Origin of the sequence: Klebsiella sp. A52 (genome assembly GCF_018388785.1) — a bacterium.
Taxonomy (GTDB): domain Bacteria; phylum Pseudomonadota; class Gammaproteobacteria; order Enterobacterales; family Enterobacteriaceae; genus Klebsiella; species Klebsiella aerogenes.
In genome coordinates, this window is the sequence record NZ_CP074437.1 from 1,444,875 (window position 1) to 1,463,731 (window position 18,857).

At 55.0% G+C, this 18,857-nt stretch carries 15 protein-coding genes; 11 read left to right on the forward strand and 4 right to left on the reverse strand.

The genetic code is table 11. From position 1 onward, the window contains the following. Positions 1-12 precede the first annotated feature (12 nt). From yicI to KGA69_RS06770, 10 genes are all read left to right on the forward strand, one after another. Positions 13-2,331: an alpha-xylosidase gene (gene yicI, locus KGA69_RS06725; protein ID WP_213292927.1), complete on the forward strand. Its 2,319-nt coding sequence runs from the start codon at positions 13-15 to the stop codon at positions 2,329-2,331. Between the two features lie 267 nt (positions 2,332-2,598). Continuing rightward, entirely contained in the window at positions 2,599-4,170 is a 1,572-nt protein-coding gene (locus tag KGA69_RS06730) for a BglG family transcription antiterminator (protein ID WP_047078207.1), read from the forward strand. 10 nt (positions 4,171-4,180) lie between these two features. Further along, complete coding sequence (locus KGA69_RS06735) at positions 4,181-4,651, forward strand: PTS sugar transporter subunit IIA (protein ID WP_213293131.1); 471 nt, start codon at positions 4,181-4,183, stop codon at positions 4,649-4,651. Between the two features lie 21 nt (positions 4,652-4,672). Further along, positions 4,673-4,987: a PTS fructose transporter subunit IIB gene (locus KGA69_RS06740; protein ID WP_015369119.1), complete on the forward strand. Its 315-nt coding sequence runs from the start codon at positions 4,673-4,675 to the stop codon at positions 4,985-4,987. Between the two features lie 23 nt (positions 4,988-5,010). Continuing rightward, on the forward strand, positions 5,011-6,102 hold the full coding sequence (locus tag KGA69_RS06745) for a PTS fructose transporter subunit IIC (RefSeq protein ID WP_015369120.1): 1,092 nt from the start codon (positions 5,011-5,013) through the stop codon (positions 6,100-6,102). A gap of 11 nt (positions 6,103-6,113) precedes the next feature. After that, on the forward strand, positions 6,114-6,965 hold the full coding sequence (locus KGA69_RS06750; RefSeq protein ID WP_047078204.1) for a class II fructose-bisphosphate aldolase: 852 nt from the start codon (positions 6,114-6,116) through the stop codon (positions 6,963-6,965). Between the two features lie 80 nt (positions 6,966-7,045). Then, positions 7,046-7,906, forward strand: a complete 861-nt coding sequence (locus tag KGA69_RS06755; protein WP_045386571.1) for a ketose-bisphosphate aldolase — start codon at positions 7,046-7,048, stop codon at positions 7,904-7,906. A gap of 49 nt (positions 7,907-7,955) precedes the next feature. After that, entirely contained in the window at positions 7,956-8,873 is a 918-nt protein-coding gene (locus tag KGA69_RS06760) for an ROK family protein (RefSeq protein ID WP_213292928.1), read from the forward strand. After that, positions 8,870-9,544 (forward strand): D-lyxose/D-mannose family sugar isomerase, encoded by a 675-nt coding sequence (locus KGA69_RS06765; protein WP_047078202.1) that lies wholly within the window; start codon positions 8,870-8,872, stop codon positions 9,542-9,544. Before KGA69_RS06760 ends, KGA69_RS06765 begins: the two co-directional genes overlap by 4 nt. A 71-nt stretch (positions 9,545-9,615) precedes the next feature. After that, positions 9,616-10,338, forward strand: a complete 723-nt coding sequence (locus KGA69_RS06770) for a MurR/RpiR family transcriptional regulator (protein WP_015369125.1) — start codon at positions 9,616-9,618, stop codon at positions 10,336-10,338. A gap of 484 nt (positions 10,339-10,822) precedes the next feature. Here KGA69_RS06770 and KGA69_RS06775 read toward each other — a convergent pair whose 3' ends face one another. From KGA69_RS06775 to KGA69_RS06790, 4 genes are all read right to left on the reverse strand, one after another. Then, positions 10,823-12,202, reverse strand: a complete 1,380-nt coding sequence (locus KGA69_RS06775) for a family 4 glycosyl hydrolase (protein WP_045390560.1) — start codon at positions 12,200-12,202, stop codon at positions 10,823-10,825. 13 nt (positions 12,203-12,215) lie between these two features. Next, positions 12,216-13,775, reverse strand: a complete 1,560-nt coding sequence (locus KGA69_RS06780; protein WP_213292929.1) for a PTS transporter subunit EIIC — start codon at positions 13,773-13,775, stop codon at positions 12,216-12,218. Between the two features lie 228 nt (positions 13,776-14,003). Further along, entirely contained in the window at positions 14,004-15,701 is a 1,698-nt protein-coding gene (locus KGA69_RS06785; RefSeq protein WP_045390565.1) for an AsmA family protein, read from the reverse strand. Positions 15,702-15,862: 161 nt separating this feature from the next. Beyond that, the gene (locus KGA69_RS06790; RefSeq protein ID WP_015369129.1) at positions 15,863-17,254 is read right to left on the reverse strand and encodes a nucleobase:cation symporter-2 family protein; all 1,392 of its coding nucleotides are present in this window, start codon (positions 17,252-17,254) and stop codon (positions 15,863-15,865) included. 287 nt (positions 17,255-17,541) lie between these two features. Between KGA69_RS06790 and gltS the strand changes: the two genes are divergently transcribed. Then, entirely contained in the window at positions 17,542-18,744 is a 1,203-nt protein-coding gene (gene gltS / locus KGA69_RS06795) for a sodium/glutamate symporter (protein WP_045390568.1), read from the forward strand. The last annotated feature ends 113 nt before the right edge of the window (positions 18,745-18,857 follow it).

The following is an 18,857-nucleotide window of genomic DNA, read 5'->3' on the forward strand; positions in this document are numbered from 1 at the left end:
GAGGACGTTTTAATGAAAATCAGTGATGGAAACTGGCTCATTCAACCAGGGCTCAACCTGATCCAACCCGTACAGGTTTACGAGGTTGAGCAGCAGGGGAATGAAATGGTGGTTTATGCCGCGCCGCGCGATGTCCGCGAACGCGCCTGGCAGCTGGATACGCCATTGTTCACCCTGCGCTTTTTCTCGCCTCAGGAAGGGATAATCGGCGTGCGCATGGAGCACTTTCAGGGCGCGCTGGATAACGGTCCGCACTATCCGCTGAGCGTGCAGAAAGACGTCCATGTCGAAATAGAAAATACGGCAGAGTTCGCCGAGCTGAAAAGCGGCAGCCTCAGCGTGCGGGTGACTAAAGGTGAATTCTGGGCGCTGGATTTTCTGCGCGACGGCGTGCGTATCACCGGTAGCCAACTGAAAAACAACGGCTACGTGCAGGATAGCAAGACCCAGCGCAACTACATGTTTGAGCGCCTCGACCTCGGCGTCGGCGAAACCGTCTACGGCCTCGGCGAGCGCTTTACCGCGCTGGTGCGCAACGGCCAGACGGTAGAAACCTGGAACGAAGACGGCGGCACCAGCACCGAGCAATCCTACAAGAACATCCCGTTCTACCTGACCAACCGCGGCTATGGCGTGCTGGTGAATCACCCGCAGCGCGTCTCTTTCGAGGTGGGCTCGGAGAAAGTCTCTAAAGTCCAGTTCAGCGTTGAGGGCGAATACCTCGAGTACTTCGTGATCGACGGCCCGACGCCGAAAGCGGTGCTTAACCGCTATACCCAGTTCACCGGCCGCCCGGCGCTGCCGCCGGCATGGTCGTTCGGTCTGTGGCTGACGACCTCGTTCACCACCAACTATGACGAAGCGACTGTAAATAGCTTTATCGACGGTATGGCCGAGCGCCATCTGCCGCTGCACGTCTTCCACTTCGACTGCTTCTGGATGAAGGCCTTCCAGTGGTGCGATTTTGAATGGGATCCGCTAACTTTCCCGGACCCGGAGGGGATGATCAAGCGTCTGAAGGCGAAAGGGCTGAAGGTCTGCGTGTGGATCAACCCTTACATCGGCCAGCGCTCGCCGGTGTTCAAGGAGCTCAAAGAGAAAGGCTACCTGCTGAAGCGCCCGGACGGTTCGCTGTGGCAGTGGGATAAGTGGCAGCCGGGGCTGGCGATTTATGACTTCACCAACCCGGAAGCCTGCCAGTGGTACGCCGACAAGTTAAAAGGCCTGGTGGCGATGGGGGTCGATTGCTTTAAGACCGACTTCGGCGAGCGTATCCCGACCGACGTGCAGTGGTTTGACGGTTCCGATCCGCAGAAAATGCACAACCACTACGCATTCATCTATAACGAGCTGGTGTGGAAGGTGCTGAAAGAGACCGTCGGCGAGCAGGAGGCGGTGCTGTTCGCCCGCTCCGCCTCGGTGGGGGCACAGCAGTTCCCGGTGCACTGGGGCGGCGACTGCTACGCCAACTACGAATCAATGGCGGAAAGCCTGCGCGGCGGGCTGTCGATCGGCATGTCCGGCTTCGGCTTCTGGAGTCACGATATCGGCGGTTTCGAAAACACCGCGCCAGCCCACGTTTATAAGCGCTGGTGCGCCTTTGGCCTGCTCTCCAGCCACAGCCGCCTACACGGCAGCAAATCCTATCGTGTGCCGTGGGCCTACGACGAAGAGTCCTGTGACGTGGTGCGCCACTTCACGCAGTTGAAATGCCGCATGATGCCGTATCTCTATCGCCAGGCGGCGCTGGCCAACGAGTTCGGCACTCCGATGTTGCGCTCGATGATGCTCGAGTTCCCCGACGATCCCGCCTGCGACTATCTCGACCGCCAGTATATGCTGGGCGATTCGGTCATGGTGGCGCCGGTGTTCTCCGAAGCGGGCGAGGTGCAGTTTTATCTGCCGGAAGGGCGCTGGACGCATCTGTGGCATAACGATGAATTGCCTGGTAGCCGCTGGCATAAGCAGCGTCACAATGCGCTGAGCCTGCCGGTCTATGTTCGTGACAACACCCTGCTGGCGCTGGGCAACAACGACCAGAAACCCGATTATGCCTGGCATGAAGGCACCGCCTTCCAGCTGTTCCAGCTTGGCGATGGCAATGAAACGGTCTGTCAGGTTCCGGCGGCCGACGGTTCCGCGATCTTCACTCTGAAGGCGAAGCGCCAGGGCAACACCATCACCGTGAGCGGCGAAGGCGAAGCCCGCGGCTGGACGCTGTGTCTGCGCAATATCCCGCAGATAACAGGAGTGCAGGGTGGGACGCAGGTCGGCAGCGAACTGGGCGTGGTGGTGAGCGCCCAGGGCAATGCGCTGACGATTACGCTATAAATAACAACTCCCGCAGCATATCGCGGGAGTTATTCTTTCTGCGAATTTGAGATCGTTATCACGTATATTAATGACTGAAATGTGATCTGACTTATAAATATCGGTCATTTCTCTGTCTTGTCTTATTTCTGTCCGGATATCCGGACACGATTTAGTATTGTTGTTTACCCCCCGTCTCCCTATATTTATCCTCAATGATTTTCATAGAGATCGCGTCGTATAGCGATATCTTATTGGCATTAATCTGCTATGCAATAAGGGTAAATAATGCAAATGGTTACCTCGCGACAGAACAGATTATTAAAATTTCTCTTGCCTAAACGAGAATACGTTACGTTATTAAAAATGGCTGAATACTTAAATGTTTCAGAAAAAACAGTTCAGCGTGACTTACGTTTTCTTGAACAATGGCTCTCTGACTGGAAAATCAGTATTGATAAACGTGCCGGCGCGGGCGTCATGCTATTGGCTGATAACGTCGCCGATCTGTTGCAATTAGACCAGTTACTCAGTAGCGAAAGTGATGATACAGATGCCATGATGAATAATTCCCGGCGTGTGAAAATTGCTTCTCAGTTATTAAGTGAAACGCCGCGCGAAACATCGATCAGTAAATTGTCTGAACGTTATTTTATTAGCAGCGCCTCGATTGTAAATGATTTAAAAGTGATCGAATCATGGATTAGGCCACTGGGTCTGATGCTTATTCGTAGCCAGAGCGGCACTCATATTGAGGGGAGTGAATCACATGTTCGCCAGGCTATGGCCTTATTAATTAATGGTGTTATTAACCATAATGAACCAGGAAATATTATTCACTCCCGTCTGGATAGTGGTAGCTATAAGGCCCTGGTGCATTATTTTGGTGAAGAAGATGTCATCTTTGTGCAGTCGCTTCTTCAGGATATGGAACGAAAATTAAGTTGGTCGCTGGGCGAGCCATATTACGTCAATATCTTCACCCATATCCTGATTATGATGTATCGCATAACCCGCGGCAATGCCTTACCGCGCCGGGAACAGGGACATCCGTTATTTGATGAGTCCATCTTTCGTATCGCGCAGAATATGCTGCAAAAAATTGAGGCCCGCATTGCCCATCCTTTACCAGAGGACGAAAGCTGGTTTATTTATCAATACATTATTTCGTCCGGCATGCTGGTGGAAGAACGTGATGATGTCAGCATGCTGCGCAATATACATTCCAGCGATGAGGCCCGGCAAATCACCTCCCGGCTGATCGCCCTGTTTTCCTCGGTGGTTGATATCGATCTTACGCATGACACCGCGTTATATGAAGGGCTGCTCATTCATATTAAGCCGCTGCTTAACCGGCTGAATTATCGTATCTATATCCGTAATCCGCTGCTGGAAGATATCAAGGGGGAATTAACAGAGGTGTGGCCATTAACTCTGCGGGTGGTGAATCAGGTATTTGCCGCCTGGGGCGAGAACGCGGTTTCGGAAGATGAAGTGGGTTATTTAACCGTGCATTTCCAGGCCGCGATGGAGAGGCAGGTGGCCAGAAAGCGGGTTCTGTTGGTGTGTTCGACCGGGATTGGTACTTCGCATCTGTTGAAAAGCCGGGTCCTCAGGGCCTTTCCCGACTGGACCATCGTCGGCGTACTGCCTGCGGGTAGTCTACATACGCTACAGCGACAGGATGATATTGAACTGGTCATTTCAACCATTCATCTGCCGGAGATTGCGTTACCGGTAGTCTATGTCACGGCTTTTTTTAACGATGCCGATATTAAGCGGGTGACAGAAAAAGTTATCACCGAGAAATTACACCATGCTGCAACATCAACTGCCAGCAATGAAATTTTATATCCATGAGGTAAATAATATGGACATCAGCCGGATTTTAAATACTAAGCGTGTATTGCTGGATATGAAGGCCACGACTAAAAGTGAAGTTATTGAAGAATTAACCGATCTGCTGCAGAAAGATGGGGCCATAAGCTGTCGCGAAACGTTTATTAAGGACGTTTGGCAGCGTGAATCGGAAGGTTCGACCGGATTTGAAAATCACATCGCTATTCCTCATGGGAAATCATCCGCGGTGCTGAATACTACGCTCGCCATTGGTCGTACTCGCCAGGATATTGCCTGGGAAACGCTCGATGGAAGCCAGGTTCGTTGCATTATTTTATTTGCCGTCCGTCTGGAAGATCAAAATACCACCCATATCCGCTTACTCTCCCAGGTCGCTGGAGCGTTGGCCGATGATGACATTATTGCGCAATTGCTCGAAGAAACCAGTCCGCAGAAGATTATTGATCTCTTTAGTCAATATGCTGAATCGGATGTTTACTAACAATAACTATTGGAGTCTGAGATGAATATTGTCTGTGTTGCCGCCTGTACGGCGGGTATTGCTCATACTTATATCGCACGTGAGAAGTTAATGAAAGGCGCGAAAGCGCTGGGCCACAATGTCAAAGTTGAAACTCAGGGAACAATAGGTACTGAGAATGAACTGACAACTGAAGATATCGCTGCCGCCGATGTCGTTATTCTTGCCGTTGATGTGAAAATTAAAGGCGAAGAGCGTTTTAAAAACAAACGAATTGTCCGCGTGAAAACGGAGGTCGTTATTAAATCACCGATTCAGTTTATCGAAAAGGTCGAGAAATCCTTAGCTAATGCCTGATCCTTATTCTGGAGGGATCTACCATGAGTGAGAATAAACCACCTGTTTCGCAGGAAATTAAAAAGCATTTATTAACGGGTATTTCATGGATGATACCGCTGATTGTTGCCGCCGGGATCTGCATTGCCCTCGGTCAGGTCCTGGGCGGTACCAATGTCGCCGAGAAAGTCGGCACCATTCCGTGGATGTTGAATCAAATCGGCGGTTGGGGGATGGGGCTCATCGTCCCGCTCATCTGCGCGGCGATTGCATATTCAATCGCCGACAGACCCGGTTTTGCCCCAGGTCTGATAGTTGGGTTTGTCTGCGGGCAAATCCACACCGGTTTCATCGGCGGGATGCTGGGCGGTTTCCTGGTGGGTTATACGGTGCTGCTGTTAAAGCATTACGTTCGATTGCCAAAATCGATGCAAGGGCTGATGCCCATTATGGTGTTGCCGGTATTAAGCACCATTATCAGCGGTCTGTTGATGATGACCCTGATAGGCAAGCCGATTGCCTGGCTGCAGGAGGCCTTGATTCATCTGTTGGAGTCGATGCAGGGCGGTTCACGATTCCTGTTGGGGGCCATTCTTGGCGCGATGGCCACCTTTGATTTTGGCGGGCCGGTGAATAAAACCATGTCGTTATTCGCCGATGGCTTGCTGGTGAGCGGGGTCTATGGGCCGGAGGCGGTCAAGTTTGTCGGCTCCATGATCCCGCCGTTCGGTATTACGTTGTCCTTCCTTCTGACCCGCCATAAATATACCCGTGCCGAAAGTGAAGCGTTAAAGGCCGCCTTCCCGATGGGTATTTGCATGATCACCGAAGGGGTGATCCCTATCGCGGCCCGCGATCTGCTGCGGGTGGTGGGATCCTGCGTCGTGGCTTCAGCGGTGGCAGGCGGTTTGATTATGACCTGGGGCGTGGAAAGCCCGGTGCCACATGGCGGTATGTTTGTGGTGCCGCTATTCACCCATCCACTGCTGTTTTGTCTGGCGCTGGCGATTGGGACGGTTATCTGCGGCGTGATGTTGTCGCTATGGAAAAAACCGGTCACGGAGCGTGATGAAGAGTTTGATGAACTGAGCGACCAAAAAGTCGCCGATGATGAAATCACCTTTACCCTTGAGTAAACGGAGGCCCTATGTTTGCCGATATGAAGCAGATGGTTGAGAAAGCCTGGCGTGAACAGTATGCCCTGCTGGCGATTAACTGTATGAATCTGGAGAGTGCCCGCGCCGCGGTACGCGTGGCGGAAAAATACCGCGCGCCGATTATTCTCAATCTCTATCAGGGCCATCTGGCGCATTTCCCTCCAGCGACGGCGATGGCGGTGGTCAGGACCCTTGCCGAAGAGGCCAGCGTTCCCGTGACCTTGAGTCTCGATCATGGGAAAGAACCGGTGAAGATCCGTCAGGCTTTTCGCGCTGGATTCAGCGGGTTGATGATTGATGCTTCTGCATTTCCACTTGCGGAAAATATCCGCCAGACCCGCGAAGTCACCACTCTGGCTGCCAGCATCGGGCTGTGTGTTGAAGGGGAATTGGGGCATCTGGCGGATGCTCCGCGCTATGACTCTGCGACGAACGCCGACCTGATGACGCAACCTGAGGACGTCGCCCCGTTTATCGAGCAAACCGGTATCGACTTACTGGCGGTCTCCGTCGGCACGGCCCACGGCATGTATGCGCCTGGGGTCACGCCCGCGCTGGACTTTGACCGTCTGGCTCAGGTGCAGCGAGCCTCTTCGGTGCCCTTGGCCCTGCACGGCGGCAGCGGTACGCCATTTGATCAGCTCGCCTGCTGCCCGGCATTTGGCGTGGCGAAGATTAATGTCGGCGCGGCGGTGTTTGAGGCAGGTAAAGCCGCACTACTCCATACCCTTTGCCATGACAGCTCTATTGAACTGGCCGATGCCATGGCGGTGATGGAACACGCCAGCGCTGAAGCTATCGTCCCTTACTTACAAGCATCCGGCGCGATAAACCGCGCCTGATTCACTTATCAGTCACGCCCTCTATGCCAGCGCATATTCGCCCTGGCAGGGCGAACTACACCCTGAAACTGGAGAAGACCATGTTAGTTTCCATGCAAGAAATACTTAAACCGACTCGTGAACACGGCTTTGCTATCGGCGCATTTAACGTTGCGGACAGCTGCTTTATTCGCGCCGTCGTGGAAGAGGCGGAAGCGACAAATACTCCCGCCATCATTTCAATTCACCCCAGCGAGCACGACTTTGTCGGCGATTCCTTTTTTAGCTACGTGCGGGATATCACCCAGCGTAGCCGGGTGCCGTTTACATTACATCTCGATCATGGCGCCTCGGTGGAGCATGTTCTGCGTGCGATCCAGTGCGGTTTTACCTCGGTGATGATCGATGGGTCGCTGCTGCCCTATGAAGAAAACGTCGCTCTAACTCGGGAAGTGGTCAGGCTGGCGCATGCGGTTGGCGTCTCTGTCGAAGGTGAACTGGGGACCATCGGCCAAACGGGAACGTCTGTAGAGGGCGGAGTGTCGAAAGTGACTTATACCGACCCGGCGCAGGCGCAGGATTTTGTCACGCGTACCGGCGTCGACACTCTGGCGGTGGCGATTGGTACCGCGCACGGCATCTATCCAAAAGGGATGCAGCCTGAACTGCAGATGCACATCCTGCGCGATATTGCCGGACGAGTGTCGATTCCGCTGGTGTTGCACGGCGGCTCCGCCAATCCGGATGCGGAAATTGCCGAGGCGGTCACGCTCGGAGTCGGGAAAATCAATATCTCCAGCGATATGAAACACGCCTACTTCCTGAAAGTACGTGAAATTTTAAGTAAAGAGAGCTGGTGGGATCCAAATGTGATTTATCCGGAACCGATTAATGCCGCACGTGAAGTTATTCGCCACAAAATGAAGTTGTTTGGTTCCACCGGCAAAGCAAGCTTGTATTGACCCATTCGGAAGGCGGGCACGCCCGCCTTCCAATCGGCAGGAGGCAAAGATGAATTACCTCGGACTGGATGTCGGTGGGACGAAAATCGCCGCCGTCGTGATGGATGAGCAGGGACGGGAGCGGGGGCGTTACCGCCGCGCAACACGGAAAGAAAACCGTCAGGCATTTATATCGTGCATCGTGGATTTCGTTGCCGATATTCGCGCGCGGATGGGATCGCCGATGGCTATTGGCATCGCGTTGCCGGGTAGCGTTTCGCCACAGCATGGCGCCATTCGTAACGCCAACATTCAGGTAATTAACGGCTATCGTTTACAGGATGCGCTTGAACAGGCGCTCGGTCAGCCGGTGGTGTTAGCCAACGATGGCAATTGTTTCGCCTTATCAGAAGCATGCGATGGCGCCGGAGAAGGGTTTTCATCGGTTTTCGGCATGACGTTAGGGACCGGCTGCGGAGGTGGTATTACCCTGGAGCGGCAGCCTTTCGTCGGCGCCTCAGGTATTGCCGCAGAGTGCGGGCATATCGCCTTGCCCGGCTATTCTCCTGAGGAGGATGGGCCGCCGACACGTTGTTATTGCGGCAGATTTAACTGTGTGGAGTCTTTTATTTCCGCAACGGGGCTACGTGAACGCTATCGACAGCTCAGCGGAGAGCGTTTGTCGAGCGAGCAGATTCTCGCCCGCGCGCAGGCGGGAGAATCCGCCGCTTGCCATCAGATCCATCGCTTTCGTCAACAGTTGGCGCGGACGCTGGCGACTATTGTCAATATCATCGATCCCGGCGTGATTGTGTTGGGCGGCGGTTTATCCAACGCGCCGCAGCTGGTAGCGGATTTACCATCGGCGGTCGCCCCGTTGGTCTTCACCGACCATTTTTCTACCCCTATCATTTCTGCGCGGCATGGTGACAGTAGCGGTATGCGCGGCGCTGCCTGGCTTGCCGTGCGAAGCGGAGTTAAACCATGAAACGTTCCCAGATTAACTATGCGATAGATAAAGCGCTGGCGATGGCCGAAACTTTTCGCATCAGCCTGCCGGAATTTGCCCACTTTACGGCATCAATCTGGCCGCAGAAGCGGCATGAAGGTTGGCATGAAGTCCAGGATCTACAGCTTGGATGGGATGTGACGGATTTCGCCAGCGGTTGCTTTCGCGAAACGGGCCTTACGCTGTTGACGTTACGCAACGGTTCCTTATCCGACCCGCGTTATACCAAACCCTATGCGGAAAAAATGTTGCAGATTCAGCAAGATCAGCAAACCCCCTGGCATTTCCATTACCACAAAATGGAGGACATCATTAACCGCGGCGGCGGCGACCTCTGCATGCAACTGGCCTGGGCGACGCAGGACGAACAGTTAGACCAACAGCGCCATGTTAGCGTGATGATCGATGGCTGCCAGCGTACGCTGAAACCCGCTGAGACGCTGGTGCTGCATCCGGGGCAGAGCGTCTGTCTACCGGTGGGCCTCTATCATCGCTTCTGGGCCGAAAAAGGGATAGTGATGGGTTGGGAGATTTCAATGGTTAATGACGACCATACGGATAATCGTTTTCTCGAAGCGGGCGGGCGCTTTCCCTCCATTGAGGAAGATGAACCTGCAAGATGGCTGCTGTGCAGTGAATACCGGCAGTGACGTTGAGAGCCATCCCACAGACCGATTTGCCCTCCGGTGGTAGCGTAATCTGCCGCTGAGAGGAGCCCGTAATGGACTTAGAAAATATCTTTCGTGACGTGAAGTTGAGTAAAACCGAAATGACCGTGCTGCGTTTTATTCAGAATGACCCGCAGCTGTGTATCCGTGAAGGGATCCGCACCGTCGCGGAGCGCTGCTACAGTAATCCTTCTTCGCTGGTGCGGCTGGCGAAGAAGCTTAAGTTCAGCGGCTGGCTGGAGCTGGTCTATTTCATCAAGTTCAATATCACCATGCCAAAACTCGATGTCACCAACGATATTGATTATATGAGCATTCAGCCAGCAGAAGCGCTGACGCCGCTGCTGGCAGGCCTTGAGCAGCAGCGTATTTTGATCCACGGCAGCGGCTTTTCGCAGCTGATCGCCCAGTATATTTATAATAAGTTTCTCGTTACCGGCGTGAACGCTAGCCTGGCGCTGTGGCCCGATTACGAAATCCTTGAGCAAAAAAACGCTGCCCGCTTTGATTCTATCTGGATCATTTCGAAATCCGGACGCAGCAGTTCGGCGTTAAATTGGGTTAAGGCGCTGGAAGGTAAGGAGATAAACCTGGTTTGCTTTACCGGCGATTATCAAAGCCCGCTGGCGCAGGCCGCGAATACGGCGTTTATTATTCACGACCCGCAGAAGTTCGACGATGATATTTACTGGAGCAACCCGTTTTTTGGCTACTGCATATTGGGCTTTGAGCGGTTGTTAAAAATGTGGTTTACCAGCGTACGTAGCAATAGGTAGCCCCGCTAAGCGTAGCGCCACCGGGCAATATCCGCGGATAAGGAGCCGCTTTTGCGCCGGGTGGCGGCTACGCCTTACCCGGCCTACAGTCCGTGTGACCTGCCTTTAATGTCTTCACCACGCTGGCTGAAACTGCCAGTGCTGATGGCCTCAAAATCGCTGAGACGTTCCCGGAAGGCCGGGGTAGCCCGCATGGATGCGGGCTGAGGGCCGTGATTTGCAGGGACGCAGCCTCGGCCCGACCCGAAGCCTGCAGGGATAAGTCGAGGGGACCGCGTAGCGGCGATTTTGGCGGCCAAAGCCCGGGGGTACAGGGGGCGGCGGCGACTGGCCGCCCCCTGTGCGCTCACTGCGCCACGGAAAACATATTGCATAAAAATCAACCGGGAGCGCAATGTCCTCTGAAGCGACATGCGATAAACGTTTTCTCAAGCGAAAAAGTTGCAAATCGATAACAGTATCTACTCAATCGAGCGTGAACTCGTTACCGCCACCCGGCGAACTGTTCATCGTCGAGATAGGCCGCAACCAGCCTCTTCGCCAGCGAATATGAACCGACCAGCGGATGAGCCATTAACGCCCTTACCGCCAGCGATTTGTCCTGCTGCAGAATCGCCGCCACCGCCAGCCGTTCATACTCCTTCACGCTGGCAATCATATTTTTCTGCGCCGTCGGTACCTTAACCGGCGTCACTGGCTTAAGACCCTCTTTGCTCAGATCGCAGCTGATTTCAATTACATCGTCGGGGCGTAAAAAATCGAGCGTGTCGTTATTCTGTATCGACACCACAATGCGTTTGGTGGTGGTGCTGTTGACCGCCTCCAGAATATCCAGCGCCACCCCGGCGTAGCCGCCGGTATCCGGCTCTTCGATAAACTGCCGCAACGTTAACGGCTCGCGAGTATGGAATTTTTCCTGCTGCGACTCGTTCTGCATATAGCTGTTTTCGCGGCGCAGGTAGTGCTTCATCCAGATGGTAAAGGCCGCCTGCGGATCCGCTTTAACATCCACGCCGCTTAGCTCCTGACGCATATCGTGGTTGATACGGGCAATCTGCTCGCCGCGGGTCTCCGGCGCCTGTTGAATCGCTCGTAGCGCCACTTCGCGATAGTAGTAGTAATAGAGATACTCGTTGAGCAACTGGTTATCGCACAGTTTGACCAGCTCCGGCGAGAAGTACTGCATCGCCGTTTTGCGATACAAATCCGGGTTGGCGACCAACTGGGCGGTAACATCTTCCCCGCGCACGGTGAAATGCGTAAACCAGGAAAAGTGGTTTAAGCCGTAGCATTCCACGCTCAGGTCGTGCGGGTCGCAGCTGAGGATCTCCGGCAGCTCGCGGATGAGCTCCGACGGCGCATCGCAAATCCCGTACACCCGGCGTTTGAAACCGGATTTGATAATCGCCTCGGTAACCAGCCCGGACGGATTGGTAAAGTTAAACAGGATCGCGTCTTTGTCGGCGTGTTCCTCGATCAACTGACAGTAGCGCAGGATCGCCGGGATCGAGCGCATCGCCATGGCAAAACCGCCCGCGCCGGTGGTCTCCTGGCCCAGCGTGTTATGCTCCAGCGCAATCCGCTCGTCGCGGATGCGGCTCTCATCGCCGCCGACGCGCAGCGTGGTAATCACGTAATGGGTACCCTGCAGCGCGGCTATCGGATCGCTGGTGGTAGTAAAATGAATATCCGGGCGAATGGTATTAAATACATAGCGGGCGATTTCACCAAATAGCGATAAATTCTCCGCTGAGCTATCCTGAAATACCACTTCCGTTAAACCAATGCGGTGCGCGTTATAAGCCAGCGACTTCGCCAGAAATGCAGAGCGTACGCCGCCCCCGCCTAATACGGTTAATTTCATATATTACTCCCAATTAATTTTCTGCTAGCCAGCTATCAACCCGGGAACGGACTTGCCCGACTTTGACGCCATAAATAACCTGAACTTCATTACGATTGCGTACTACGCCATTTGCGCCGGTGCTTTTTAATATTTCATCATCAACTAATGCCATATTATGGACGGCCACCCTCAGGCGCGTGAAACAGTTATCAACGGAGATAATATTGGCTTTACCGCCTAAACCATTAATAATTTCATCCGTCATTGACTGCGGGCCGCTAACTTTTTTACGGTAGTCCGCCTTACTGTATAATTTGACGTTATCGTCATCCTCGCGGCCCGGCGTTTTCAGATTTAACTTCACGACCAGCGTGCGGAATATCGCGTAATAAACGATAAATTGGCCAATACCGATCAGCACGTACCCAGGCCAGCGGGTTAACGACACTGGCAGCGGCAGGTTGTAGATCAGAAATTCAATCAGGCCGGAGGCGCCCCACGGTCGCACGGTGAAGATGTCGCAAATTGCCTGTGAAGCGGCGGTTAAGGTCGCATGGATCACCCACAGCAGCGGCGAGACAAATAAGAAGGTGAACTCAATGGGTTCGGTGATGCCGGTTAGTATCGAGGTGATAATCGCCGGCAGCAGAATCGCCTTCGCCATCGCTTTCTTCTCCGGCTTCGCGGTGTGATAAAACGCCAGCGATGCGCCCGCCAGGCCAAAGATGGTGGTCATCCCCTGTTGCGAGAAACGCAACGCGTCGTTCATCACCGGGGTCAGGTCTGGATGGCGCATATAGGCGAGGAAAATCGCCTGGGTGCCGGAGACCACCTGGCCATCGACATTCAGCGTGCCGCCGATTTGCGTGAGCTGGAAAGGCGACCACACGAAATGGTGCAAGCCGGTGGGAATAAGGAATTTTTCAAAGAAGCCGTAGACAAACACTCCCGCGACGCCGGCGTTCTTCATAAACCCGGTCAGCGCGCTAATACCGTGGGTCATAAACGGCCAAATCCAGGTAAAAGCAATGGCGTAGCAGATAATGACTGGCGTCATCGCGACCAGCGTCAGCTTCGCCCCGCCATACATCGATAGCGCGCCGGGCAGCTCAATATTGGAGACTTTATTATGTACCCAGGCAATGGTGCAGCCAAGGATGATTCCGAGGAATACTCCCATATCGACGACCACAAAGCCTAATAGCTGCGTTTGCCCGGTGCCGTAATATTCGCCGTTAATTTTTTCCGCCACCGCATGAGTATGTTCCAGCCATGAATGGTTGGCGCCGAGAAACATGATAAAACACATCACCGAGACAAGCGCGACTTCCGTTTTTTTATCTTTTGCCAGGCCGTAACTTATTCCCACGCAAAACAATAATCCAAGGTTGCCGAATAATGGCCAGAAGGTATCGCCAAGTAGTTGCCCTAATTGATGAAGGAAACTGGTTTCAGCAATAAGAGTTGGGTTAGTTAAGACGGAACTGAGAGCCAGAATTAATCCAATGACCGGCAAGAACAATACTGCGCCGATCATGGCCCTGGAGAATTTTTGCATATTCTCCAGAATACGTTGACGTATTACAGACATGGTTGTTCCTTTTATTTTTGTAGGTACAGGGGATCATTATTTTTATCAACTTCCAGTATTTTGGTTATAGCAATTCTGATATTTGAAAGGAACCTGTTGCGGGAAATAGGTACAAATAGCCGCTCATTGCGCACAGGTTTCAGAACCCTCACCCCAACCCTCTCCCTAAAAGGGAGAGGGAGCGGTCAGAGCTGAGTTTTGCGGGGAGAGGGCAGGGAGAGGGGGACTTTACTGCGGCGCGGCGGGCGCGTTGCTAACCTCGCCGTTGCGCATCACCTGCGCCGCCTGCTGCTTATCCATATTGGCGGCGCTGAGCTGGCCGTTGACGCTCGGTTTCAGCGGCGCATTGGCCTGCACGCTACCGTTCGCGGTTAGCTGGAAGTTGCCGTCGCCGCTAATCGGCAGCGCAGGCCAGCCCCAGGCCTGCAGAATATTCAGCGGCACGCCGCGGCCGTTCAAGCTCAGATTAACCTGGCGTTGCGGCAATTGTGACACCGCGGCGGTCGCCTGCAGAATGCCGCGCTCGGTAAAAGCGCTCAGCTCGCTAATGTTGACCGTCGAAGCGTTCGCGCTCAGCTTCAGCGACGGGCGGCGTACGTCGATGCGGTTGAAGGTCGCGGCGGCGGCATTGAGGGTGGCGCTACCGTTCCACACGCCCCACTGGCCATCTTTCACCAGCTGTAGTTCACCGCCGTAACCGTCCAGCGCGGTGATCTGCCACGGGAAGGCCGGGTCGATATCGATAATCAGATTTCGGCTGGCGCTGAATTTCTTCAGCGTCAGGCTTTGCAGCCAGCCCGGCATCGGCTCCATCCACAGCTGTTTCCAGTTGGACGGCAGCGTATATTCCAGCCCGGCGAAGACGGCATCGTCGAGCACCAGCGCATTACCGGCGCGCAGCCAGTTGCCGGAGGTACGCACCATGCCGCCCTCCCAGCGGGAGCTGAACTGGCGCAGCGCAATGCCCTGCGGCGAGAATTCGGCATTGACGATGGGATCGAGGAAATTCAACGAACCGTAGATAAACTCGCTGGCGTTCATCGATAGCGTCCCGTCGTCGCTCTGCCAGCCGTTATGGCTCAAAGTCAGATTGCGCAAGTTGAGGTCGAGGTCGGTCACCGCCCAGCCTGGCCCCTGCAAACGAGCATCGGTCACATCCAGCCGGCCAATCTGCAGCGACGGCACCGAGGTGAGCGGCGCAAGGAACTCATTCAGCGGTTTGGTGCTCTGTAGCCGAATTTCATTCAGGCGCAGGTTATCAACCAGCCAGCTACCGTCGGCGCGGCGTTTGGCGTTGCCGGTCAGCGTGCCGCGCGCGATATCGGCGCCAAGGGTGTTCAGAGTCACCTCGCCGTTATCAATTGCCCCCTGGATCAGGACGTTGCTGGCTTCGACGCCGTTAATATTCATCGAGCCCGCGCTCATCTGAATTTGCGCTTTTCTGCCCAGCACGTCGCCCGCTTCCGGCTGCCACGGCATCACGCCGCCGGTCACCCGCTGCGCGCTCAGGTTCCACTCGCTGTCCGGGCTGTTAAAGGCCATATCGCGTAGCTGCAGGCGGTCGGCGGCAAACGGCATCGAGGCGGAAGCCGGAGAGAGATTCAGCGTGCCGTCGCTGAGGACGATTTCATCGGCGTGCAGCGGGTCGCTGAACTGGCGGGTGCTAAAACCGATATCCACCGTTCTGGCGACCAGCGTCGGCGGCTTGCCGTCGCGGCCAAAGGTGACATTTTGCAACTGCAGATGCAGTGGGGAAGAGAAGTCATGCGCCATCTTATCGAAGGCGATTTTCCAGCCGGTGCTTTCGCTTAACCAACTGCTCGCCTGGCGCGCCCCCCAGCGGGTTTGCAGCGCAAAGTAAGCGGCGACAATAACGACCAGCAGGGCGATCAGCAGCCAGAGAATCAGCTTTCCAAGAAATTTCATGATCTTCCATCCTGATAAGTACACATCACCGTGTTATGCACGATTTATGCGCAATCCTCAAGGCAGGAATAGTGAAATGAGATGAAGTGAGGTGAAGAGATGTTACAGCCGCCGCGCTCCCTGGTCGCTGTGGCGATACCGGGGAGCGCAACTTCAATGCGTTAGTTCTTCTCAGGTGGGAAGATTAAATTCAGAACAATCGCCGTGATACCGCCAGCGGCAATACCGGAGGAGAGCAGGTTTTTCAGCCAGTCTGGCGCGAACTGCAGGATCAGCGGCTGCTGCGATACGCCGAGACCCACCGCCAGAGAGAGGGCGATAATCAGAATGGCGCGGCGATTCAGCGGCTCGCGGGAGACGATGCGCACGCCGGATGCGGCAATGGTACCGAACATCACCAGCGTCGCGCCGCCAAGTACCGGCTCAGGAATATGCTGCACAAAGCCGCTTACCGCCGGGAACAGGCCGAGCACAATCAGCATCAGCGCCACCACAAAGCCCACATAGCGGCTGGCGACGCCGGTCAGCTGGATCACGCCGTTGTTCTGGCCGAAGCAGGAGTTCGGGAAGGTATTGAAAACGGCGGAAACAAATGAGTTCAGGCCGTTCGCCAGTACGCCGCCTTTCAGGCGTTTCATATACAGCGGGCCGGAGACCGGTTGTTCAGAGACGTCGGAGGTGGCGGTGATATCGCCGATCGTTTCCAGCGAGGTGATCATAAAGACCAGCATCAGCGGCAGCAGCAGGCTCCAGTCGATGCCCAGGCCGTAATAGAGCGGCGTAGGGATAGTGATCAGGCTGCTGTTGGTAGGCGCGGTGTTAGCCGGCAGCATATCGAGGAACCACGCCGCCAGATAACCGGCAGCCATCGCGATGACCAGCGAGGCGATGCGCAGGTACGGGTTGCGCTGGCGGTTGAGGATAATGATCAGCGCCAGCACGATGCCCGCCAGCAGCAGGTTTTTCGGCGCGCCGAAGGTGTGGTCGGCCATCGCCGCATAGCCGCCGCCGATAGAAGTCAGGCCAACCTGAATCAGCGACAGGCCGATAATCATCACCACCACGCCGGAGACCAGCGGCGTAATAATGCGGCGCGCCAGATGCAGAACCCGCGAGAGGACCATTTCGGTGCAGCTCGCCAGCATCAGGGTGCCGAACAGCGCGGCCATCATCGTCGGCACGTCGGCGCCGCCGGTTTTCAGCGCGGTGCCGCCCATAATCAGCGGGGCGACGAAGTTGAAGCTGGTGCCCTGGATGGAGAGCAGGCCGGAGCCTACTGGTCCCCAGGCTTTAATCTGGATAATGGATGCCACGCCGGAGGCGAACAGCGACATGCTGATGATGTGTTGCGTATCTTCGGCCGGAAGGCCGAGCGCCTGACAGATAAGCAGCGCCGGGGTGATGACCGCGACAAACATCGCCAGCAGGTGCTGGAATGCGGCAAACAGCGTTTGCGGAAGCGGCGGGCGGTCTTCGAGGCGATAGATTAATTCGCTGGCTGGTTTATGCGCAACCGGTTGCGCATTTTCTGACTCTGCGGTCGTAACGGACATCACAAACAATCCCAAGGTGGCAAAGCGGGAATTTTATCGGACTGTAGACCAAAAGCAAACGTTTGCCACGATTTGGCGCAAAAAATATCCTCACTGAATAGATGTAACAAATTAATTAACATTTTGTATGCTTGATCGCATCAACACTAATACAAAATATCTTTTTCTGTCATTTTTTACGCACTTCTGCTTAAAATCGCTCTCCGACTCCTCAAGATGAGAAGTAATCGACACCGGGAATACCGTCGCGTGTGAATGAATCATGCGCCCATAAGGAGCTCTTTTTTATGTTGCATCTCGATACCTTATCGACGCTCGTTGCCGCAACCATGGTGTTGCTTTTAGGGCGAAAGCTCGTTCAGAACGTCCCATTCCTCAAAAAATATACCATTCCTGAACCCGTCGCCGGCGGCCTGCTGGTGGCGCTGGCGCTGCTGGTTTTGAAAAAAAGCATGGATATCGAAATTGATTTCGATATGAGCCTGAAGGACCCGCTGATGCTGGCATTCTTCGCCACTATCGGCCTTAACGCTAACCTTGCCAGCCTGCGGGCGGGCGGCAAAGTGCTGGGCACTTTCCTGATTGTGGTGGTAGGCCTGCTGCTGCTGCAGAACGCGCTCGGTATCGGCATGGCGAAGCTGCTGGGGCTGGATCCGCTGATGGGCCTGCTGGCCGGTTCTATTACGCTTTCCGGTGGTCACGGCACCGGGGCGGCGTGGAGTAAATTGTTCGTTGAGCGTTACGGATTTGCCAACGCCACCGAGGTCGCCATGGCTTGCGCAACCTTCGGCCTGGTGCTCGGCGGCCTAATCGGCGGGCCGGTGGCGCGTTATCTGGTGAAGCACTCTTCCTCGCCGGACGGTACGCCGGACGACCAGCTGGCGCCGACGGCGTTTGAGAAGCCGGATATGGGCCGCATGATCACCTCGCTGGTGCTGATTGAAAGTATTGCGTTAATCGCTATCTGCCTGACGGTAGGGAAGGTGGTTGCGCAACTGCTGGCAGGCACCGTGTTTGAATTGCCGACCTTCGTCTGCGTGCTGTTTATCGGCGTGATCCTCAGCAACGGCCTGGCGCTGGCTGGGCTGTATCGCGTGTTTGACCGCGCGGTATCGGTACTGGGCAACGTCAGCCTGTCGCTGTTCCTCGCGATGGCGCTGATGAGCCTCAAGCTGTGGGAACTGGCGTCGCTGGCGCTGCCGATGATTGTTATTCTGGCGGTGCAGGCGGTGGCGATGGCGCTGTATGCGGTGTTTGTGACTTACCGGATGATGGGCAAGAACTATGATGCCGCCGTGCTGGCAGCCGGTCATTGCGGGTTCGGGCTTGGCGCGACGCCGACGGCGATTGCCAATATGCAGGCGATTACCGACCGTTTTGGCCCGTCGCATATGGCTTTCCTGGTGGTGCCGATGGTGGGGGCGTTCTTTATCGACATCGTCAACGCGCTGGTGATTAAGCTGTACCTGTTGCTGCCGATATTTGGCTGATAAAAAACCCGGAGGCGGTGCTGCGCACCTGTCCGGGCTACAAGATCGTGCTGTTTGGGATTTTGTAGCCCGGCTAAGGCGTTTACGCCGCAAGCCGGGAATACCTCCACAAT